This window comes from Halorussus aquaticus (genome assembly GCF_024218795.1).
Lineage (GTDB): Archaea > Halobacteriota > Halobacteria > Halobacteriales > Haladaptataceae > Halorussus > Halorussus aquaticus.
The window spans coordinates 26,578-47,164 of sequence record NZ_CP100403.1; the positions used below are offsets into that span (position 1 = coordinate 26,578).

Annotated in this window: 23 protein-coding genes and 4 pseudogenes; 11 read left to right on the forward strand and 16 right to left on the reverse strand. The window is 55.0% G+C overall.

The genetic code is table 11. The features are described from left to right. Positions 1-135: 135 nt before the first annotated feature. Positions 136-618 carry a PAS domain-containing protein gene (locus NGM06_RS22560; RefSeq protein ID WP_254270841.1) on the reverse strand — a complete coding sequence of 161 codons (483 nt, stop codon included), beginning with the start codon at positions 616-618 and terminating at the stop codon, positions 136-138. A gap of 548 nt (positions 619-1,166) precedes the next feature. Between NGM06_RS22560 and NGM06_RS22565 the strand changes: the two genes are divergently transcribed. Further along, on the forward strand, positions 1,167-1,553 hold the full coding sequence (locus tag NGM06_RS22565) for a DUF7344 domain-containing protein (RefSeq protein ID WP_254270811.1): 387 nt from the start codon (positions 1,167-1,169) through the stop codon (positions 1,551-1,553). Between the two features lie 452 nt (positions 1,554-2,005). Here NGM06_RS22565 and NGM06_RS22570 read toward each other — a convergent pair whose 3' ends face one another. The 3 genes from NGM06_RS22570 to NGM06_RS22580 form a co-directional block, all read right to left on the reverse strand. Then, positions 2,006-2,293 carry a hypothetical protein gene (locus NGM06_RS22570; RefSeq protein ID WP_254270812.1) on the reverse strand — a complete coding sequence of 96 codons (288 nt, stop codon included), beginning with the start codon at positions 2,291-2,293 and terminating at the stop codon, positions 2,006-2,008. Further along, positions 2,294-2,542: a DdfA family disk-determining factor gene (gene ddfA / locus NGM06_RS22575; protein WP_254270813.1), complete on the reverse strand. Its 249-nt coding sequence runs from the start codon at positions 2,540-2,542 to the stop codon at positions 2,294-2,296. 160 nt (positions 2,543-2,702) lie between these two features. Next, positions 2,703-3,347 (reverse strand): helix-turn-helix domain-containing protein, encoded by a 645-nt coding sequence (locus NGM06_RS22580; protein ID WP_254270814.1) that lies wholly within the window; start codon positions 3,345-3,347, stop codon positions 2,703-2,705. A 492-nt stretch (positions 3,348-3,839) separates the two neighbouring features. Between NGM06_RS22580 and NGM06_RS22585 the strand changes: the two genes are divergently transcribed. The 3 genes from NGM06_RS22585 (at position 3,840) to NGM06_RS22595 (ending at position 5,776) form a co-directional block, all read left to right on the forward strand. Continuing rightward, positions 3,840-4,328 (forward strand): Lrp/AsnC family transcriptional regulator, encoded by a 489-nt coding sequence (locus NGM06_RS22585; RefSeq protein ID WP_254270815.1) that lies wholly within the window; start codon positions 3,840-3,842, stop codon positions 4,326-4,328. A gap of 79 nt (positions 4,329-4,407) precedes the next feature. Further along, positions 4,408-4,659 carry a HalOD1 output domain-containing protein gene (locus NGM06_RS22590; RefSeq protein WP_254270816.1) on the forward strand — a complete coding sequence of 84 codons (252 nt, stop codon included), beginning with the start codon at positions 4,408-4,410 and terminating at the stop codon, positions 4,657-4,659. Positions 4,660-4,975: 316 nt separating this feature from the next. Then, positions 4,976-5,776, forward strand: coding sequence for a TrmB family transcriptional regulator (locus tag NGM06_RS22595; protein WP_254270817.1), 801 nt, complete (start codon positions 4,976-4,978; stop codon positions 5,774-5,776). Between the two features lie 2 nt (positions 5,777-5,778). Here NGM06_RS22595 and NGM06_RS22600 read toward each other — a convergent pair whose 3' ends face one another. Continuing rightward, on the reverse strand, positions 5,779-6,312 hold the full coding sequence (locus NGM06_RS22600; RefSeq protein ID WP_254270818.1) for a DUF7344 domain-containing protein: 534 nt from the start codon (positions 6,310-6,312) through the stop codon (positions 5,779-5,781). A gap of 164 nt (positions 6,313-6,476) precedes the next feature. Here NGM06_RS22600 and NGM06_RS22605 point away from each other — a divergent pair. Beyond that, positions 6,477-6,808 (forward strand): annotated as a pseudogene (locus tag NGM06_RS22605) (DUF5789 family protein). A gap of 260 nt (positions 6,809-7,068) precedes the next feature. On the opposite strand, the pseudogene NGM06_RS24570 reads toward NGM06_RS22605, so the two are convergent. From NGM06_RS24570 to NGM06_RS22615, 3 genes and pseudogenes are all read right to left on the reverse strand, one after another. Beyond that, positions 7,069-7,197 (reverse strand): annotated as a pseudogene (locus tag NGM06_RS24570) (DUF7973 family transport facilitator); the annotation flags it as partial. 141 nt (positions 7,198-7,338) lie between these two features. Further along, the gene (locus NGM06_RS22610; RefSeq protein ID WP_254270820.1) at positions 7,339-7,953 is read right to left on the reverse strand and encodes a helix-turn-helix transcriptional regulator; all 615 of its coding nucleotides are present in this window, start codon (positions 7,951-7,953) and stop codon (positions 7,339-7,341) included. Then, complete coding sequence (locus tag NGM06_RS22615; protein WP_254270821.1) at positions 7,916-8,221, reverse strand: DUF7344 domain-containing protein; 306 nt, start codon at positions 8,219-8,221, stop codon at positions 7,916-7,918. The genes NGM06_RS22610 and NGM06_RS22615 overlap by 38 nt, the downstream gene beginning before the upstream one ends. 530 nt (positions 8,222-8,751) lie before the next feature. Between NGM06_RS22615 and NGM06_RS24505 the strand changes: the two genes are divergently transcribed. Then, complete coding sequence (locus NGM06_RS24505) at positions 8,752-8,916, forward strand: hypothetical protein (RefSeq protein WP_379793623.1); 165 nt, start codon at positions 8,752-8,754, stop codon at positions 8,914-8,916. Between the two features lie 403 nt (positions 8,917-9,319). Here the strand turns inward: NGM06_RS24505 and NGM06_RS22625 are convergent, their stop codons facing one another. From NGM06_RS22625 to NGM06_RS22635, 3 genes are all read right to left on the reverse strand, one after another. Beyond that, on the reverse strand, positions 9,320-9,970 hold the full coding sequence (locus NGM06_RS22625) for a helix-turn-helix domain-containing protein (RefSeq protein ID WP_254270822.1): 651 nt from the start codon (positions 9,968-9,970) through the stop codon (positions 9,320-9,322). 127 nt (positions 9,971-10,097) lie between these two features. After that, positions 10,098-10,667, reverse strand: a complete 570-nt coding sequence (locus NGM06_RS22630) for a HalOD1 output domain-containing protein (RefSeq protein ID WP_254270842.1) — start codon at positions 10,665-10,667, stop codon at positions 10,098-10,100. 126 nt (positions 10,668-10,793) lie between these two features. After that, on the reverse strand, positions 10,794-11,444 hold the full coding sequence (locus NGM06_RS22635; protein WP_254270824.1) for a helix-turn-helix domain-containing protein: 651 nt from the start codon (positions 11,442-11,444) through the stop codon (positions 10,794-10,796). A 386-nt stretch (positions 11,445-11,830) separates the two neighbouring features. Here NGM06_RS22635 and NGM06_RS22640 point away from each other — a divergent pair, with 386 nt between their 5' ends. From NGM06_RS22640 to NGM06_RS22655, 4 genes are all read left to right on the forward strand, one after another. Further along, positions 11,831-12,142 carry a hypothetical protein gene (locus tag NGM06_RS22640; RefSeq protein WP_254270825.1) on the forward strand — a complete coding sequence of 104 codons (312 nt, stop codon included), beginning with the start codon at positions 11,831-11,833 and terminating at the stop codon, positions 12,140-12,142. Positions 12,143-12,304: 162 nt separating this feature from the next. After that, complete coding sequence (locus NGM06_RS22645) at positions 12,305-12,604, forward strand: hypothetical protein (protein WP_254270826.1); 300 nt, start codon at positions 12,305-12,307, stop codon at positions 12,602-12,604. Positions 12,605-12,719: 115 nt separating this feature from the next. Next, positions 12,720-13,721 carry a DUF6610 family protein gene (locus NGM06_RS22650; RefSeq protein WP_254270843.1) on the forward strand — a complete coding sequence of 334 codons (1,002 nt, stop codon included), beginning with the start codon at positions 12,720-12,722 and terminating at the stop codon, positions 13,719-13,721. A gap of 82 nt (positions 13,722-13,803) precedes the next feature. Beyond that, positions 13,804-14,730: a DUF955 domain-containing protein gene (locus NGM06_RS22655; RefSeq protein ID WP_254270844.1), complete on the forward strand. Its 927-nt coding sequence runs from the start codon at positions 13,804-13,806 to the stop codon at positions 14,728-14,730. Between the two features lie 245 nt (positions 14,731-14,975). On the opposite strand, the pseudogene NGM06_RS22660 reads toward NGM06_RS22655, so the two are convergent. From NGM06_RS22660 to NGM06_RS22675, 4 genes and pseudogenes are all read right to left on the reverse strand, one after another. Next, a pseudogene (locus NGM06_RS22660) lies at positions 14,976-15,419 on the reverse strand (hypothetical protein); the annotation flags it as partial. Beyond that, the gene (locus NGM06_RS22665) at positions 15,420-16,676 is read right to left on the reverse strand and encodes an RNA-guided endonuclease InsQ/TnpB family protein (RefSeq protein ID WP_254270828.1); all 1,257 of its coding nucleotides are present in this window, start codon (positions 16,674-16,676) and stop codon (positions 15,420-15,422) included. Between the two features lie 130 nt (positions 16,677-16,806). After that, positions 16,807-17,169: pseudogene (locus NGM06_RS24400) on the reverse strand (hypothetical protein); the annotation flags it as partial. Beyond that, positions 17,166-18,092, reverse strand: a complete 927-nt coding sequence (locus tag NGM06_RS22675) for a MarR family transcriptional regulator (RefSeq protein ID WP_254270960.1) — start codon at positions 18,090-18,092, stop codon at positions 17,166-17,168. The gene NGM06_RS22675 and the pseudogene NGM06_RS24400, both read right to left, overlap by 4 nt. Before the next feature lie 141 nt (positions 18,093-18,233). Between NGM06_RS22675 and NGM06_RS22680 the strand changes: the two genes are divergently transcribed. After that, the gene (locus tag NGM06_RS22680; protein WP_254270845.1) at positions 18,234-18,557 is read left to right on the forward strand and encodes a DUF6788 family protein; all 324 of its coding nucleotides are present in this window, start codon (positions 18,234-18,236) and stop codon (positions 18,555-18,557) included. 106 nt (positions 18,558-18,663) lie between these two features. On the opposite strand, the gene NGM06_RS22685 is transcribed toward NGM06_RS22680, so the two are convergent. Then, entirely contained in the window at positions 18,664-19,893 is a 1,230-nt protein-coding gene (locus NGM06_RS22685; protein ID WP_254270846.1) for a Cdc6/Cdc18 family protein, read from the reverse strand. Positions 19,894-20,587 lie beyond the last annotated feature (694 nt).

Sequence of the window (20,587 nt, forward strand, 5' to 3'; positions counted from 1 at the left end):
CAGCACGATCAAGAGGGGCAAGGAATTACTGACGTTTCAATCCTGTGTCCGTTCCAACGGTTGTATTTTATACGTTCTGCAGGTTTCCACCAGTACGGTCAGCGCAGAAATATATAACTAGTTACATGAGTGGTTTTACTGAAAGTTGGTTCGTTCGATGATGGATGCACAGTAACCGGCCCTCCGACGGAAATCCCACATATATCTGTCCTGTTTGTCATCTACCGCTGTGTTGAACGACACCGTCGAGTATCGTGTGGATGAGTTCTCGTCACTTGGGATCAAAGTTGTCGAAGCAGTCGCGGTTTCCAACGTCGTCTCGTACGTCGTCGAGTCGGTGGCCGCCGCTTCGAGGTCGCGTTGGACCTCGTCGGTCAGCAATTCAGTGTCCACCTCGTTGGCCAGCACGAGTGACGAGGGCGATCCAAGGAGTTCCTCGCGGTCGTAGCCGACCAGCTCGCAGTACGCGTCGTTGACTAGCGTGAAGCGACTATTCTCGTCGGTGATGTAGATGCCGTCATGGACGGTTTCGACGATGGTCTTGTAGCGTTCGAATTCTTGGCTGTACTCTTCGGCGTCAACCGCTCGCGTTTGCGCCCGGCCAGCGTAATCCCCCATCCCGAGCCCAGCGACACTGGCGAGCGCAGACAGGATGAGGACGTTCCCGGGGGGTCGGCCATGTCCGTGAGAAGTGCGACTACTGCGAGGATGACCATCGTCTCAATAGCGGGGACGCACCAACCAGCGACGACGTGGTAGAGGTCGGCCGGATGTCCGTTTTCGAGAGCCAATAGCCACCGGAGACAAGCACGAGACCGCTCCTCCGACGAGAAGCGAGATCAGGAGTACTTCGTTGGCTGACCGCTCGCCAACGAACGGCGTAACCGGGAAGCCGACGGCAATTGCGACGTAGAGGCCGCCGAGAATCAGGACAGTCCGCCATCCATCAATCCGCTTGATGCCCCGGGTTAAATACCCCACTACCGATTTCCAGTTACCGACGGATTATGAGGATGTTGATGCGCCAATAGACATCCCAGTATCAGTAGAGCCATCACGGTAGGTCGCCGACCGAAAATCTCTCCCAATGGTAGGAAAAATGAATATATTTCTGTCTACAATCGAGCCATATGTTTAATACCTAACTTACCCCATGTTCTCAAACAATGTCTGACGATGGCTCCGGCAGGGAACCGGTGGAAGAAACCCCGGTGGCCAATGACGGCGGAGCATCGCTGGTGTCTCGAGTTTTTCAGGCACTCCGCAATCGGCGGCGACGATACGTTCTCTCCTATCTCCGCGACCGCGAACAAGCACAACTTGACGACCTCGCCATCCAACTGGCGGCGTGGGAACAAGACATCCCACCCGACGAAGTGTCGTCCGAAGACATCGAGACTGTTGCAACCGACCTTGTGCATACTCATCTGCCGAAACTCGAAGATTACGGCCTCGTAGACTACGACCGGCGAACTGAAACAGCCGCCTATACCTACACACCATCGCTTCTTAATGAGGCGCTTGAGCTTGCCGTAACCATCGAGAACCCATAGGCTAGAACTCGAACCGTGAGGATATCGACCTCGCCGCGAGTGCGGCGCACGCCGAAAGCGACTTCTTGCGAATCCCTGACTGGGTCGAGGACGTGTCTAATCGGGGTGCAGATTGGGTATCGGCGATGCGTCTAGTATGCGTGTAGTACCACGAAGATCTGGAGGAGTTGATGATACTGTTCATTTATATACGAGAGTAGAATCGAGCTATCGGATTTGCTAAGTACGTGGTGCTTACAAACCATAGTTCATGATAGCCGTATACGGTCGATTTCAGCGACGTTCAGAATCCCTAACGTACTCTATGATGCAGTCCTCGCAAATGGATGCCCACTCGATATTCCCACTCTCAAATGTTACTTTAGTCACTTTCCCCTCCTCTTTTTGACAGCCAGTACATTCGTTAGTTGATTGAGGGGATAGACGCGGATACTCATGGTTTACAGAACAGTTCATGGTTTATTTGCTGTTATTCTGAAGAAGACATACTGGTCTAAGAGCGATGAAAAGTTATCGTGGCCGCATTCCGGGCACTCTACTCCTGCGACGTTTTCAACGCCGATAGGAACTGTGTATCCACACCCGTTCTGGCATGGAACGTTTGTATACTGTTCCTTTAGATGAGTTAGCACATCTTCGGCATGATTCTCTTTGAGGTGCGTCTTCGCGTCTCTTTTCACCGGGTCTACGGCTTCCCCCTCGACCAGCTCGTCACAATAGTTACAATCAAGCTGGTACATTTACTCTCCCCCACTCTCTCTAAGGAGGACCTCTCCGTCATGCGTGACCCGGATGTCATAGTCGTTGTACCTGAAGGCGACTGTCCCGTTTGCCATCCGCGGGTGGCCGCTCATCTGTGGTGCGAACAGTCTATCGAGTGCGTCAGTTTCGATGACCGAGTAGAGTGATTCGAGTTCTGCCGGGTGGGAGTCTTTCTCAGCACTGACGGCGCGGAGAACAGCCTCGGTGACCGATTCACCTTCCTGCACACAGTACGTCGTTCCGTCGTTGTTCGTGGTAGTGTGCGACGTAGCCGAAGCAGTTCCAGTAGAGTCAGTCATTTTGAGTGTTTCCACTCCTCCGTAGGCACTTGATTCGGTTGAGCCACAGGATAGTATATTCAGCGGGTTTAAAAGGGGGCGGGTACGGTTACGTCACGTCGAGTGTTCCTTCGATGAGATTACGTGTCCCTCGTCGGAGTCGGTCTGAGAACGACTGGTTGGCAATCTCGAGTTCCTCCGCCAGTTCACCAAGGTTCGTCTCTGGCGGTGTCTCGTAATAGCCATTCTTGTAGGCGAGCAAGACGGCCTCGCGTTGTTCCGACGTGAGGCCGTGCGCTCCTTCATCGGTTCGGGCTCCAATCGAATGAATGTGTCCTAACGTAATCTCAATGTCGTGGTCGGCGCAGTATTCTTGGAACTCTGCGATTTGATTGGTGTCCTCGGCTCGAAACTCGAATTTCCATTCATCCTCGGTGCCAGTCGCGGAGAGGACCGTCAGTTTGGCGTCGACAATCCCGGTCAGGATACCTTCAACATCTGGGTCCCATTCGGCACGGAACAGGCCTTGGTCGCCAAGGTCGTCGACGAGCGTGTACGATTTGAGCGCCCCCTGTGCTTCGAGGGTCGTTTGCACGTTTTCAACGGGCTCCTCGCGGACCCAAAAATAGGGGAGAATGGCATGATTTGTCGGCACGACTTGTTCGATTTCGATAGTGATTTCGGGGAAGGAGTCGAAGATGTGGCCGAGTGGGAAGGCGTCAGCAGGAACAGAGAACGTGGCTATCGTGGACATAGGTACAACAAGTACCCTTAAAACATAACCGCATCGCCCGAAACGGGTGCGCCTGCGACTGTGCCGGCATGCGTTTTCACGTCATCCTCGCTCCGATGGGTAGAGTATTATCCAACATGGCCGATCCACGTCTAAATCTCCTCTAACAATATATTCCGTTGCTTGGGTGATGGAAAGAGGAGAAACGGCAGTTCGGGGTGGTCGTCGCGGACGGCGTGGAGAAAATCGAGGCCGCGAATGAAGTAGCCTAGTCATATATAGAATCTGGTGGTTTGTAGAAATCTAAACTGCCAACCTCTGCACCTCCTCGTCTGTGAATCCGTATAGTCGTATGTGGTTGATGCGGTTATCGCGACGCTGAGGCGGTCACGACATCGATGCTCTCGACGACGCCCATGAATCGGTACTGGTCCATACGGCGGCAACCGCGCGGTCGGCGTGTGTTGACGACTGCGGAAAGCCATTTCCCGTTGCGACCTCTACAGTGGAAAGATGGTTTCCGAGGAACTCGACAACGTGGATAAAGGCATTCTGTATCTGCTCCAGAAGGACGCCCGGCGTAACACGACCGAGGACATGGCTGAGCAAGTGGGCGTTTCGTCCAGCACGGTTGCTAACCGAATTAACCGGCTTGAGGAGCGTGGTGTTATTCTCGGTTATCAACCAATCATCAAGTACAGCGAAACGGGGTTAGGTCATCACCTCCTCCTCACTGCGACAGTCCCCCTCCAAGACCGAGAGAAGATGCTGGACGACCTCATGGAGGTATCCGGTATCGTAAGCATCCGTGAGCTATTGACTAACAATGAAAACCTGTCGTTGGAATTAGTGGGCCTCACGTCGGACGACATTGAGGATTCCCTTGAAGCGCTGGACGAACTCGGCGTCGATATTGAGCGGATGGAGATGATGAAACAGGAACGAACCAACCCGTACAACCACTTCGGACAGGAGTTTGCGAATGAAGACGACACTGGATAATTTCCAGCCCCTCTTAAGTCGCTCTGGAAACTATCAAGCATACAACAGGTTCAAGAAGGGTGAGCGACTATAGTGGTCTATGGTCCAAACACAGATCGCAACAGCACACGTCGGTAATGTATGCAATGAAGTGGTTAAGAAAGTAGCCGAAGTAGAAGACGTTGACCCCCTCGAACTAACTCCTCCGCTCTCCGAAGTGATCGACTCCGACGCCTTGGAGAGCTTGTTCGCCAACAACCTAGCAGTTGGAAAGGTTGTTTTTAATTATAATAGTTGCGAGGTGAGTGTTTTCTCGGATGGGTATGTTTCGGTCAAATCCCACGGTACATAACTACAATCGCTAAGAGAATCGACGATGCCCGCACCTCTGTAGATAACACTTTGGGGTATACATACTCTGTATTTTGAGTTCGTCTCCATCGTGTCAGATGCGGCGGTCGTGCGGGAAGTATGTCCGCGGTGCAGCTACGCTCGCTCGATTGTCCCGGTTGCTATCGCGAGACGGGTGATTCCACCGCAAACCCTTCATCTTCGAACGGCTGTTCACGCACCGAAACCTCGACCTCCAAACAGGACCACAACGCCAACGACTAAGCGGCGTGACCTTCTACTCTAAATATCCGGGCCAGTCCCGGTGGTTGGGACACATGGGTGACGGCGACAAACAAGCGGAGGCCGTTGGACTGCTCCAGCAGCTTGGCCTCAAAGAATACGAAGCGAAGTGTTTCATCGCCCTCACGCGAAAACCGACGGCGACCGCAAAAGAGATCAGCGACATCGCCGACGTTCCGCGGACGCGGGTCTACGACGCGATTCGCATACTGGAGGCACAGGGGCTCGTCGAGATCCAGCACACGAATCCCCAGCAGTACCGGGCGGTGCCGCTCGAGGAGGCCATCCAAACGTTTCGGCGCCAGTACGAGTCCCGGATCGAGAACCTCCAAGCGGCGATCGACGCCATCGAACCCGCCGAGACGAACGATGAGCCGGTGACCCACGAGGTGTGGTCGCTGTCGAGCACGGACGCGATCACGAATCGCACGCATAAACTGCTTGAGGACGCCGAATCCGAAGTGGTGTATGTCATCAGTGCAGAGTCGCTCGTGACCGACGAGTTGGTCAAGACGCTGGACGAGGTCGCGGCCACCGACGTCGACGTACTGCTCGGCACGGTGACGGCTGAGATACGCGACCAGCTTCGAGAGCGTGTCCCCGACGCGGAGGTGTTCCTGTCGGAACTGGAGTGGCTCCACCCCAACGACGGCGACAAGGTGGCGATCGGGCGGATGCTGTTGATTGACCAGAGTACGATCCTGCTGAGTTCGGTTTATGAGGCCACGGGCGAGGAGAAGGCCATCTTTGGGCGCGGGTTCCAGAACGGGCTCGTTGTCATCACCCGCCGACTGATGGCGAGCGGCCTCGTCCCAGTTCGCGACCCCACCCAATAATGTCAAACTATGTGAAACACTGCTCTCAAGGCGATTAAAACTCTGTATTTATCGAAGGCAATACCACTGGGAGTGTCCGCTAACGGATAGAGGTCTGCGACGCTGCCTACCAACTGTTCCAGCTCCGGGGAACCCCGATACTGGACTGTCTCGCTCCGCCGGTCGTAGTCAATGACACCGGCATCTGTCAGTCGCGGGAGTGCCGAGTGCTGGAGCTTGAGAATATTCTGTTCTATCCCGCCGTGGGCTTGTTTGCTAATCTCGTCCGTGAGGTCTTGAACCAACGCGACATCGTCCGCCGAATCCTGGAAGTAGGACAAGATTGTGCGGCAGTGATGGTTGGCGAGGATGGGCAGGAGTTCGTCTGTCTGCTCAGGGAGCGTACCGCGGGGGAACTGGATCCACTCGTACTGATGCGCCACCTCCATCTCCCCATTCTGGAGGAGTATGGATTCATCCAGTGGGATCGCAAGAAGCACCGGGTCACGAAAGGCCCGCGATTCAATGAATTGGAGCCGTTTCTCAAATTGTATCAAGACCTGCAACGCGATCTCCTCGCCAAATAGGCGTGGTCAACGTCGTCAACGTTGTACGCCTCCATGTTTCAGAATAGGTCTTGGGGTGGTTGGACGGTCTGCTCGAAATGGTAACAGCGATGAGGGCCCAAGCCCTTATTTGAATCGGTCGCCTACTGTAAGGGATGGTAGATGACAAACAGGGCCGAGACAAGCAAGCGGATGACGAAAAGCAACGCCAGCGAAAGCGCGAGCAGAGGAGGCACGGAACCGCACCGATGAAGCCGAACCGGTGCGCGACAACCCGGGCGAGCAGCTCGGTGACCTTGATGACGCCCTCGGAACCCACGACTATCCAGCCACGACGGAGGAATTGGTCGAGACTTATGGCGACTACGAGATCGAAACGCAGGGCGGACGGAAACCTCTTAGTGAAGTGCTTGCCCCGACCGACGACCAAACGTACGGTTCCGCCGATGATGTTCGAAGCCGGATACAGGGACTCATCCATCGTTGATGAATACGCCCCAATCTCCCGCCATCGCGCTAATTGGTCAACCCTGGCTCTAATATGTATCCGCCCTGAATTTGTCGCCCTGTCTTTTACGGCCTAAGACGGAGCAAGAACGGCAAGTTCCCCACGAACCCCTCCTGCTTATTTTCGTATTAAAAATATGGAATCTGTTAGTGGGGCTCCTAAGTTGCTCAGTGGTTCTCTGTACGTATTTTTGGAGTACTGCGGATGATCAATACGTGGGGCGAACTTATCCTGTTCGCTCATCCAGGGAAGCGGTATTCATGCGGAGTTGGGTAAGAGCCGCTCATTACTAGTATAGCAATCAGCAGCGACGTGACTACGATACTTGCGGCGGGCGGGTCGAGATAAGTCTCAGCGTGCGCGTAGAAGACACGCTGGGTAGTTCACCAATCAGCGCACCAATCACGCCGAACACCGCCCCAGCATGACTGCTTCACCGAGATGAAGTGCCTGCGAGACAGTTACGGGTATCACGGAACTGGTGGAAGTGTTCACACTGTTCCGAGTTATCAGTCAGTGATGTTTGATTTCGAAAGGTCATCCACACGTGGGTCATCAGGAAATAGGACAATTTTGCCACGTCCGATTCGAACACGGGTGATCGCACCGTCGGTTTCCAATTCACTTAGATATCTGCTGACTGAGGATTTTGACCACCCTGTGCGATCAACTAACTCCGCTTGATGCACCCGCCCACCATACAATTCGATCAGTTTGAGGAGGGCTTTCTTTCTGGTGCCCCACATGAGAAGGGCGCGATCCATCTCCGACTCTGCGTCAACGGCAGCAGCGAGACGGTCGCGTTCACTTCCCGATTCTCTCTTCACTCCGGTGTCTGTGTCACGTACCAGTTCGGTAAGAGTGGTGAGTACATCCATGGGATCGAAAGACCTCTCATTGTTTTGTGAGCAGCGGTAGTTTGGTGATCGGCTGCTCATCCGCTCACTACGATTCGCAGCCTTGTGAATAATTAACATATTAACTCCCAGTTTTGGTGTTGAGAAACTGGGTGACAGGATTCCATAGTCGATAGTAACACCCGTTTTCCGTAATGTGAGTTCTCTAACTCCATCTGCTTGGAAGCCATTATAGCCACCCTTTTGGTAACTCATCGCGGTGGTCATCCACCAGTCTGAGGAGTGGCGCAACCTCCTCAAAGTTTGGCCCACGCCATATCGTCTGTGTCTCCGCGTCCCACTCGATATAGCCGTGCTCGGCCAGCTTTGGAAGATGAACGTTGCGTAACTCCGTTTTCACTCCGTTGCGGTCGTCATCATCAGGCTCTTCTAACGCGAGGCACTCGGGAATGACCTCGTCTTCGGTGCGTGGGGTCTGGTCGGAGACCGCCAACAAGATGCGATGACGGTGGGTGTTCCACAGCTCGTCGAACATGGCGTCGAGTGACGCCGAATCAGTAGGGTGTTCCATGGTGTGTCTTTCGTGGGTCGGACTACTCAGGCTGTGACTCACATTTGCCAACGTGGGGGATTCGATTGCTATCGGTATCAAACCACGAGATTTTCACACTCAACTACGTTCTGATTATCTGGGTGAATAATCTCACACCATTATTCTGCACAAAGCCGTTTCGATAAATGTACGCTCTCCATCGTGCAATCCGTGGTGCAAATGTAGTAGATCGGTCGTGCGAAGAATGCTGGCAACCAGTACTGGTTACGAACACCTATATTAGTAAGGTCGTGCCGTTACTGAAAAAAGGGATACCCGTCCCGACCATAGACGGGTCTGATGGCACTCTCCAAGGTGTATGAGAGAAACCAATCGCTTCGCTTCTCAATAGGCGAAGTAACCGGCGCAATCGGAGATTCGGTTACAGTCTTCCCGCTTGTAATCGCGGTTGCCACGCTTACTGACCTGTCGCTCACGCACCTCTTGCTCGGCTTTGCCGTCTTCCAAGTTGTGTGGGCCTCTACTATGGCCTCCCAGTGTCGGTCGAACCAATGAAAGCCTTGACAGCCCTCATCATCGCAGGCACGCTGACCCTGAACGAGTTCCTCGTTGCAGGTTTGCTCGCCAGTGTCGCTTTCCTCCTCATCGGGCAGCTCAGGGTACTGACCGCCGTGTAAGCCTACATCGGGCAGCCAATGAGTAAGCGAGAGCAGAAAGAACAGATGCGCATACCTCAACAACTTCAGAGAGCCTTAGAGGCCGATAAAATACATGCGAAGGATTATCATATCCGTCAAGCTCTCCAACTGCTCGAGGTCGAACATCTGCACGAGTAAGGGGTTCAGTGGTTCGTGCAGAAGGTGGAGTTTGTAGACAAGGGTGAGATACTCTTCGCAACGCAAGTCCTCGTGCCGAATTTGGGGAGGCATCCAGGGTTTCTCCTCGTCCAATCCAGTTACCACCCGCTGTTTTTGCGCTTGGAGAGCCGTTTGAAGTCGCCGTCACTCGTTGCACCTTGCTCTACATCCTCAGCATTTATCGGGAGATGGACGTGAACAACCCGTTTAAGTAGTGTTCACTTTATTGGAGGAGTTCGGCCAGTGCACTGCCGAGAATCGAACTGTTCCCACGTCGGAGTCGTGACGCGACCGCCTGTTGTGAGATGCCGAGTTCGTCGCCGAGGTCGGCCATCGTCACGTCGTGGGGCGTGTTGAAGTAGCCCCGCTCGTAGGCGAGCACCAGCGCCTCCTGCTGGGTGTCGGTGAGTTTGGCCTCGGTCTCCGACTCGATGGGCGTGAGCGCGTGCAGTTTGGTGAGCATAATCGGGATATCTAACTCCCGACACCGCTCTTGAAACGCCGCGATGTCACCTCGGTCGTCGCCCCGAACATCGAACGTCCACTGCTCGCTCGTGCCGACCGCTTCGATAAGGGGCACTCCCGTCTCTATCAGCGTGCTGAGCACGCCTTCGTACCCCAGCGCCCACTCAACCCGTAACAGATACTCGTCTGCGACGGAATCGACGAGTCGGATGTTCTCGACGCCCGGATGGTCGAGAAATGCATCCTCGATGTCGTCAACGGCAGTCCCGCGCACCCAGAAATAGGGGATCACAACGTCTTGGGCCGGAATGATTCGCTCCAGTTCGACCGTCACGCCCGGAAATTGTTTGAACACCGTTCCTATAGGGAACTGGTCGGACGGAACCGTAAACGTCGCTTCTGTAGCCATTGTCGAATCTATCTTGGTTCACGCAGCAAGAGGTGAGGTCGGATCTCTGGCCCAAACATGATATTTTTGTTGATAACCCGAGTGGGTAGCAATCTCGTACTCCAACATTTTGATCGAATACTTCGTTTCAGCGTTTGTCTCCAGATTTGGGGGATGGGCATTTTTTCGCGAACTGTGGTCCTCGTCTCACCTCGTCCGCTTGTCGGTCAAACTCAACCAATTCGTTTGCTTGGAGCTCGGGCAGATGGACATGATGGAGTTCGTAGACAAGGGTGAGATACTCCTCGGAACTCAGGCTCTCATCATGCCGGATGATTGGTGTAGCGTCCAGCGTTTTCTCTTCGTCCAACTCAGCTAACACCCGTTGTTTTTGCTCTTGGAGAGCCGTTTCGAAGTCTCCCTCACTCGTTGTCTCCAGCGGGACAGCCTCGATTTTTCCGTCACCGCACACGGTCACCTCAAGCCCCTCGTAGGTGAACGAAATGCGGCCACCTCCTTGCTGCGTGATGGTTGAGTCAGCGAACAGTTCTTCAAGCGCATCCACATCGATTGAGGAATAGAGTGGCGCCAGAAGGTCAGGTTCTTTGTCACGGACGGTCGCTACTAGGGCTACTACTGCCAGACTTACCGAATCGTGAGTTCTGTCGAACTCAGCCTGAAACAGTTCTCGATCTGTATCGAATTCAACGGTCGACATCGAGTCTACGAGTTCGAGACACCCCCGCGTATCTTGCGGTGAGTTCATCCACCCTAGTGTAGGCTCCACAACTCGTTGAGGAGGACTATTGCGTGCGCAACCTTCTTTTATATGGCCTTTAAGAGGTCACTCTTCCGGAGTAATGAGCGCGCTTGCCACGAGTCGTCGAAGGCCACGCTGCAACCGTGAGGAGACCGCCTGCCGGCTGATTCCCAGTTCGCCGGCCAAATCATCTTGGCTGGCGGTGCGCGGCGTGTCGAAATACCCTTTGGAATATCCCAAAACTAACGCCTCGCGTTGGCCCTCCGTGAGGTCGTACTCTCGATCCGACTTGAGTGACGCGAGCGCGTGAAGCTGGGTGAGTTCGATCGGGATGTCGTGTTTTTGGCAGTACGTTTGGAACTCGGAGAGTTCCCGTTGTTCGTTCGCGCGCACTTCAAACGTCCACTGTTTCTTATTCCCTATCCCAGAAAGGAGCGCAACGTCGGTGTTGACGATCGCCGTGAGAACGCTTTCATGGTCGAGGTTCCAATCGACACGGACGAACATCTGTCCCTCTACTTCGTCGATTATCGATACTTGATCAACCCCGATGTCGTCGCTCAAGTCGGTGGTGAAGGTGGCGGTGTCATCGGCGTAAATCCAGAAGTAAGGGATGATGGCGTTACTCGTGGGGACGATTCGGTCGAGTTCGATGGTGGCGTCAGTTAATTGTGCAAAGACGGCGCTCAACGGGAAATCGGCCTCATCGATGGTGAAGGAGGCTTCGATGGCCATAGACACGGGTTAGTCGTCCGGGCTTTTGAGTCAGTCGCTACTGCACTACTCTGCGCGGAGCAGGGAGATGGTCACGCTAACAGAAACCTCCTCGTTGTCGAATAACAAGCGGAGTTCGTTCAATTTACGCTATGTGTTGCTCACGGTGTGGTGCGATTGACAGCTGCTTATGTGATAAGCTGGGTGAACACACTCCCACGTTTAAGGCCCTGGCATCATAAGGGTGAATGAGGCGAGAAACCGTCCATTGTGCCCACTACTGTTTGTGGTAGTGACCTCCAGTAGTGGCGTGGCGTTCGCGTGGCAGGCTGTACGATGGCGTAGCACTGCGATCCAACTCGCTCTGCCCAAGTATGACTGATCGACACCCTGACCACGGCCAATCCGTGGACGAGACGACCAGTACCGATGACTCCACTGTGATTGGGTTCGACTGCCCGTTCTGTGAGGAGGAACTTCAGACCCCGACTATCGAGGCGATCCGTGACCGTGGCAGAACGCATTTAGAAATCCATCGAACCGACCTGTTGGCGGAGTTCGCTAACCGGGAGCGGGGGAAAGCCTGTCAGAATGACTGTGGCTACGTCTTCCCCGTCGGTGTTGACGAAGTGGCGGGGTTCGAATGCCCGGAGTGCGGCTACGATAATTTCGAGAAGTTTGCTCACCGTTACCTCTACTGGCAAATCGAGCAGTCGTGACAACGGCTCCACCGCTCCGGCGACGGGCAATGCACACTCTCTATTGAGCGACGGTTACACGGACAGTTCTGAATACAGAAACCCACTACCAACTACTGGTAACGCTCCGTCTCGCGGAGAACGTTGTTTTTTGAGCCTCTAACAGGCGGAGGCTCGAAGAACATGAGCAACCGACCAGAAATCGACATCCAGCAACAGACTGCGTTTGGAGACGACGGCCGACTTGAAGTCGTCGAAGAAAACGTCGAGACATCCCTCGAAGATTTCGGCGCTGAGGTCGACCACCGTGAGCGTGATTCCAAACTGGACCGGCCGGAGGCAGACCAGTTCGGCGTTGACGACCGGCCCGAAGTAGCGCGCTCGGCCGAGAGTGACCAAGCGACCCTATTCGCCGATACTGCCGACGACCAACGGACGCTTACAGGCGAGGAGGCGGCCACTCGGTGTCTCTTCGAGGATTAACCAACAATAGGGAAAGAGCTACGGACATTGTTGGTTAACGTTGGCGTCTGCGACTGGTTTTTCTGCCCCCGAGGGGTGCGGGGCGACCACTCCCGCGTCTTCGAGGTAATTCGAGATGGCGCTCTCAGCACGTCCGACTAGTCGCATCGCAACCGAAATTACAACTGCCCTGCAGGCCGACCACGTAGCGTTCCTTCACCGCGTTCCCTTCACGCTTGATGCATTCCAACTCGGTTTTCTCACTGGCTTTCGCGAAGACTGTACCTACCAACAGCACCAGTACATAGACTTGGAACTACCAGTCGGGATGCTCGACAATGACTTCCGTAATCCAGACCTCGATCGATACGTCGAGCGCTTTTTCGAGTACGAACCGCAGGTCGGTGTGATCGGTGATGCCTACGACGTCGACGAGGTCAAGGAATACGTTACTGCCGCACGCGAAATCCAGGGAAGTTACCCGGATGCAGATCTCGTGATCGTCCCGAAGTGCCGTGCCGCGATTCGCGCGGTCCCCGATGATCTCGTCGTCGGGTACTCCCGCGGCTATGCCGATCGACTCGCCCACGAATTCTCTGACCCCGTGGATTGGCGAGGCCGTCGCGTCCATATTCTCGGTGGGAGTCCGCCCAAGCAACTCGGCGTAATCGACCAGCTTACTCGCCCGACGCTAACGGGCGATCCACCGGCCGATATCGTCGGCCTCGACTGGAACGGTGTCCATCGCGGGGCACAGTTCGGCGAGTTCTGGACGCCCGAGGGATGGGACGACAGCGGTCGCAACGCCGATCATATAACGGTTCGCAAGATGGTGCGCCACGGCCTCGCCCGGATTCGTGAGTTCTGGCAGGCAAAGGGCGTCTGGCCCGAGTCGACACCCCAGGAAGACGGTCGTGAACTCACATATCAGGGTCCGTCACCGGGCGATATCGAGAGCGCGGCGTGTACCGAGTGTGGCGCAAACGTGTGGACGACCGAGCGCGGTCCCTACGTCGCTGAGTATGACACTGGGGACATCCGTGGCTACTGCAGCTACGACTGCTACTTCACCCACCGGCACCGGAATCACCTCGAAGAACTTGCTGGCGAGCAGAGCGTCTACCTCCCACCGGCCTGACGCCACGAGTGTTTTTTGCGCCCCGAGGGATGCGGCGCGTCCTACTCCGACGCAGTCGCCGTGAATTCGATTTACCGAAATCATGACCACGACCAGTAACTCGTCGGTCTCGTTCGAGGAGACCGACGCCCGACGCGACGAAATGCACAGTACCATCGAAGCGTGGATCGACGACCTCGCCGACCACGTCGACGATGCGCAGACCAGCGAGGAGTTCCAAGACTGGCTGGACGTCCAGAGTCGCTTCCACGACTATTCCCATCGGAACACGCTCCTGATCAACCTTCAGTATCCCGCGGCGACGAAGGTCGCAGGCTACAACACCTGGCGGAATGAGTTCGACCGGCATGTTCAGGAAGGCGAACAGGCCATCTGGATCTGGGCACCGATCATCACAAAGCGGTGTCCCAAGTGCGAGAATTCGCCGAGCTACCACGAGCAAATCGGTTGTGAGTACGACGAGACATCGCCGAATGAGTGGTCAAAAGGGCTTGTCGGCTTCAAGCCAACGGCGGTCTTCGATGTGTCCCAGACCGAAGGTGAGCCGCTTCCCGAGCTAGAAACCGAGGCGACTGGCAACGCTGACGACCTCGTGCCTGCACTCAAGAATGCAGCCGCTGATATCGGCGTGACAGTTCGTATCGTCAATGCTGACGAGTGGGAGCATGGCGACGCAACGGGCGTCTGCAAATACCGGAATCAACGTGATCTCCAACCAGTCGTCGAGGCGAAAGCCCGCTCGAATCACGCCGATCTCGCTGTCACGCTGATTCACGAATACGCCCACGCACTCCTTCACGCAGACATCACCGATGAGACCGAGCGGGCGAAACGCGAGGTCGAAGCAGAAGCCGTCGCATACATCGTTGGCCGGTACTGCGGGCTAGACACTAGTGGATCGGCGTTCTACCTCGCTGCGTGGCAGAGTGATGACTCAGCGGTGATCCAAGAGCGCCTCGGCCGAATCAGTACAACCGCTCAGAAGATTATTGAGGTCATCAAAGACTGAATTTTGCCCACTTTATGTTAACCAACATCGAGACGGAGACTCGCTATTTGTTGGTTAAGTTTTTCAGCACCTGCGAAGGGCGGAAGCATATCTAGATCGTCACCGAACTCCAGCCGACCAATATCTCACAGCAGTACAGCGCAAAATTTCACCCTGTAGGGATGAAAAGCGAGTACGCTCCATGTAGTAACCCACCGTCGATAGCAAAACCGACTCCCCACTATCGAGCAGAGAGAACTCTTGTTCTACTCCGGTGGCCGGACTGTCTCACCATCTTGGAGAACCCGATCGAACTCTGCAAGATACGCAACCCGTTCTCGAACGTCAGCAACATCTAGTTCCAGATCAGCGGCTAGTTCCTCGGCGGTCATCGCCTCATCGAGTGCCTGAAGCACTTCGAGCCCGCGGTAGTACCGAGTCGTCAGCTCTTGAACGCGGTCCTCAATCGGCGTAGTCACTCCATATCGCTCCTCCAAGTCGACCAAGGCTTCGTTCGCGAAGGTAGCGAACTTGTCATCGCCGAGCTGGTCGATTTGTGCTTCAAGTGCCATCCGGACGACGTCGTAGTCCAAGCCAGCTTGCACGAGCATATTCATGTCCTCGATGTCGTCGTCGCGGCCCGCGATCAGTTTGAACAGGAAGATATCCTCGTTGCTGACCAAGCGAACAGTCAATCGGTTCGTCGTCATCTACCCACGACTTAAGTCGTGGGCTTGAGCGTGGGACTCCCGGTCTGCCGACCCCGAAGGGTCGTCGGGGGTGTAATCCCCGGTTCCGTTCACCGTCCCGCTCTTGAGGGCGAGATGACCGTCGCCCAACCCCGAAGGACGTTTGCCCTCGGGTAAAGTTAGCAACTTCTTGCCGATGTTCTTCGCCGCGTTGTAGTCGCCGTCGTACTCCTGCCCGCACTCGTTGCACTCAAACCACCCTGTCTCCGAATCGCGGTTCGTACTCGACTGATGGCCGCAGTACGAACACGTCTGACTCGTAAACGCAGGGGGTATCTCCTCTACGCGAATCCCGTACTCGGCGGCTTTGTACGCCACTATTTCCTGTAACTCGCGGAAGGCCCAGTTGTGCATCTGACGGCGCGTTTGGTCGTTTCCGTTCCACATCCTCTCGCGGATGTGCGTCAGATTCTCGACCGCGATATACGAACAGTCATGGGAACGCGCTTCTTCAACAAGACGCCGAGAAATAGTGTGCAGGCGGTCCAAGACGAAGCGGTTTTCTCGTCCCGACAGTCGCGCAATCACCTGCTTCGCGGAACGAGTGCCTTTGTCTTGGAGGCTCCGGCGCACTCGGAAGTAGTGGTTCTGTCCCCACAACAGTTCGCCACCATCGTAGAACGACCCCGTACTGGTCACGGCGACGTTCTTGAGGTTCAAGTCCACGCCCATCACGCGGTCGCCGCCGCGTTCCGCTACCTCTTTCTTGATGACGATGTGGAGGTAGAAATTGTCCTCCTGTTCGCGGTAATGGAGCGTCCCCATCCGCTTTTCGTACTCGTCATCATCGAGGTACGACCGCTGATACTCGCCAAGGATGAAATCGACGGCTACCCGTCCGTTCACGGTGGAGAGGGTGGCCGACCTATCCTTGATAGTCAGCGTGCGTTTGTCGTACACCGCCGAGGGTTCACCGAACCGAGGGAGTGGTCGGCTGTTGCCTTTCTTCCAGTCCGCGACGGTAGACTTCATCGACTCCACCGCTTTGGAGTACGCTCGGACGCAGAGGTTGGCGGGAAGGTCCGTCTCGTCTCGTAGGTCGTGGTACACGCGGTCGTGTATCTTCGACTTGTTGAGGATGAGATACCCGTCGTCGTTGCGCCCGTGTTCAACGGTGTAGTTCGCGGCGCGGTTGAACTGTTCGATGGTGGAGTGGAGGTCGTCCCGCCGGTCATCGGGTACGTCGAGTTTGACCGGAACGGTTCGTTTGACCTCCATCGAAACTTCACATTCGAACCGGCTTATTATAAGCGTTCGGGAGTCGGCGTGCCATCGTCGTTTGGTTCGTCGGCAGTTGTCGGCTTTCTCCCACGGCTCAAGCCGTGGGCTTCCGCCTTGCTATTCCTGTGAGGAACGGCTCGCTACGCTCGCGCATCTCCTCAGTCAACACGAGCTTGTTCGCCACCTGCTGGTTGAAGATATCGAGGCGGCATCCATCGTCGTTCTCGACGCAACTCGTCGCACCTAATTCCCGATAGTCAGCATCGAGTGACTGGACCTCCGAATATCCGAGGTCCATCAGGACGGCCCACTACTGGCCGTACGCGTCACTATCAGTGACTACGAGGTCGATATCCTTCGTCGCCCCTTTGAGATCGCGGAGCGACATCGCTCAGCCACCAATCAAGTAGACTGTTAGCGAATTCGACAGCCCGTCCGCGATTCGCTGGAATTCGTTCTCAATATAGTCGCGTCCGAATGTTGGTCTCATTGTGGTAGTGGCACCTCGTAGTCAGCCGCCAACTCCTGGAACTCGGACCACTCGGGGAGATGGTCGTTCTCGACGTCGCCGTGTGTCTCGAGGTACCGGAGCAAGGCGTCGATTTCGTTCTCCAACCCGTACTTCGCCGCTTTATCTCGAAGCTCACCCTCGTCGACGTCTATGTGACTGAGCAAGAGCAAACAGTACGAGCGGTGGCGCGTGTCGTCGTCGATCAGCAGTGTATGACAGCAGAGTTCCGCTGGCGAAACCGCTTCTAGGTCCTCAGAGTAGAGGTAGTAGCGGTGGCCGGTCAACAGGAACTGGAGGTCGAAGGCCGCGAACCGAGCGAGGCCGGTTTCGTGGAACCCCTCCGCATCGATTTCCGTCTCCGTTTGCGCGAGAAATTCATCGTAGTCTTCCCAGAGGAGTGTCCCGTTCAGAGCAACTGATTTGAGGCGCTGCCGGTGGAGATGGTGGGCGAGTTCACGTGCGAAGTCGTGAAGTTGGTCGAAGTCCCCGTTGAAGTGGTAGCACCCGTCGTCCGTGCCGACGAGTCCACGGTCCCGTAACCGTTTGAGAACCCGATTGACGGTGTTGCGGTAGTTCCCACTTTGCTCGGCAATCTCGGCGACGGTTCGTGGCTGGTCAAGATAGTAAAGCACTTCGAGAGTTTTGCGCGTCAACAATTCAGGAAACTCAATGTGGGAGTGCTGGCGCACGAGATCTTGGTAGAGTTCGACCGCCCGAGCATCCGAAGGGATGATTCGTTTTTCGCGGCCGTTGCGCTTTGTATAGACTAAGCCTTTCTCGGCGAGGTCCGCGACGGCGCGAGAGAGATAACTCTTGCTGTGGGCTAGATCCGTCGCAAGATCGGAGATCGTGTCGCCGCGTTCGACGGTGGCGAGGACCTCCAGTTCGATGCTCTGCAACATGGTGTAACATAATACGAAACTAGTATATAAAATGGTTTCGAGTAATGTTACAGTTTCCAGGAGTTGGCTGCCCCGAAACAGCATTAACCAACAAAACTACGGTAGTAGCGGCCTATGTTGGTTAACACAGAGTGAGCCACCATGTCCTACGAGCCACCGACACCCCCAGCTGAACTCCCCACCGACATCGTCGACACGCTCAACGACTACTCGCCCGAGCTCCTTCGTCACGTCGCCAGCTACACAGAGGAACTCGCTGAACACCGTGAGCGTGAAGAGCGTCTTGCCGAGAAAGAGGAAGAGGATGAAATCGACGAACGGCCGGACGATCTCCCGGAGGACGTTCCCTTGAAGGCGACGATTACGATCAAGGAGATTAACGGCAATCGCTACTACTACTGGCAATGGCGGGACGGAGACAAAATCCGCTCGCAGTACAAAGGTCCAGTCGATTCGTCAGGGTGAGTCATTCTATAGACTCACTACGAGTGACTCACTGTGTCGCTTAGCGAGTTCTACGATTTTCTCCTTCATTTCTACAGGAGACCTCCTAGACACCGCTTTTCCTCTGCTATTTCCCGTTGTAGTAGCTTGAGAGCGATTCATGCACCCCAATCGAATCGAGAGTCTCTTCCAAGGCTGTGACGACCAACCCGAGGTCCTGCTGAAGATCATACTCGCGGTACTTCCCGCCAGCTAGTCCTTCGTTTTTCTCGGTCAAGGAGAGAATCCCAAGCATACCGAGTTCGTCAAGGTGGTCACGAAGCCAACGACCCGTATGCTCGTCGCGGCCAGCGAGCGAACAGACGTGCTGATATCTGGGGTAGATTTCGCGCGACCGGACTGGTGTTTTGCCTTCTGCGGAAAGAGTTGCAAGCGCGTAGAGGATATATCGCTCGTGGTCGTTCAAGTCCGAGATGCCTTCTTCGATTTCTTTTTTCTCGACACGCTCAAGAGCCTCTTCGACGTGTTCTTCTTGAACGACGCCCTCGTTGTTCCCACGTGCGATATCTCCTGCAGTCAATAGCAAGTCAAGCGCGTGTCGAGCGTCCCCCGAGGCTTGTGCCCCAAGTGCAGCACACTTTGGAATCACATCGTCGGTAAGAGCGTCGTCTTTGAACGCGACATTCGCACGCTGTTTGAGGACTTCACGAAGTTCGTTTGCGTCGTAGTGTGGGAAAGAAATTGTGCGTTCACAAAGCGACGAGCGGACCTTCGGAGAGAGACGGTCTCGAAAGGTAAGGTCATTGCTGATTCCGATGACGCCGACGCGGGCGTTCTGGAGGTTTTCGTTTTCTCGGGCACGAGAAAGCTGGTAGAGGATGCTGTCCTCCCCTTGGTTGATGTGGTCGACTTCGTCAAGGACGATGAGGATTATGCCGCCACGGCTGTCAAGGTCTTGCCAGAGTTTAGCGTAGACTTCACTTTTGCTGTACCCGGATTCGGGAATATGGTCTTGAGGTGGGCGGAGAGCGTTCACGAGAGCAACGCCAACTCGGTAGCTGGTCTCGAAGCCGTCGCAATTGATGTATGCGGTGGAGAGTGTGAGGTCGGGATATTGTTCAGCGTCTTCTTCGAGGTTTCGGAGGAGATACCGAGTTGCGGCGGTTTTTCCGACGCCGGCTTTTCCGTAGAGGAAGACGTTGTTCGGTTGTTCGCCGTAGATGACTGGTTCGAGGGCTTCATGGTACTCGTCTAATTCGTCGTCGCGGCCGACGAGGGTGTTGGGAGTATAGTCGTCAAGAAGTGCTTCGCGGTTTTCGAACGGGGTAATTGACCGCTCGAAGCTGTGTGACCCCATGTTGGTGTTGACTAACAGAGGCCTTAATGATAAAACCACCCGTTCCGTTGCTTCCTCTGCTTCCTTTGCTTATCTCGTTTAAGTAGGACACACACACCACGTTTCCTCTGCTATTGCTTCGAGTGGAACACCTGGAGTCAGAACGGTATTTATTGAGCCAAAGTTTTAATAGGATAGCTTAGAAATAGTATCCGTAATATATTCTAATTTGGCTATTGTGTCTAGCTGGTTGGAAGACGACCCCGCTACTCTACGAGAAAGCAGAGGAAATCCGGTGTGTGTGTGTATGTCCCCGACTGACGACCGACCCTAGAGGTGATTCGCCGATAGCAAAGGAAATCCGGTGTGTGTCTTCTTCAAAACACCCTGCCGACCATATCCAAGGTCACGTCCAAAGCACCGACACACCGCGTTTCCTCTGCTTTCGAGCTAACTGTTTCCACACCTAGTGAGAAATCCCTACGTCACATAGAAATATTTCTATAAATGACTGTCTCCACACCACTTGACTGCACTTTCGTAGCAGAGGAAATCCGGTGTGTCACGAGTCCCGACGCTCACGTGAGGGTGCCGAATACGGACTGATCTCGCTCCGGGACGACCGGCATCGCCCGTCAGCACTCGCTGGCGGCTCGATCAATCCGGTCGGGCGACTTAATCCATTATCTCCCCCGTCATAAATGTGTAAACTCGA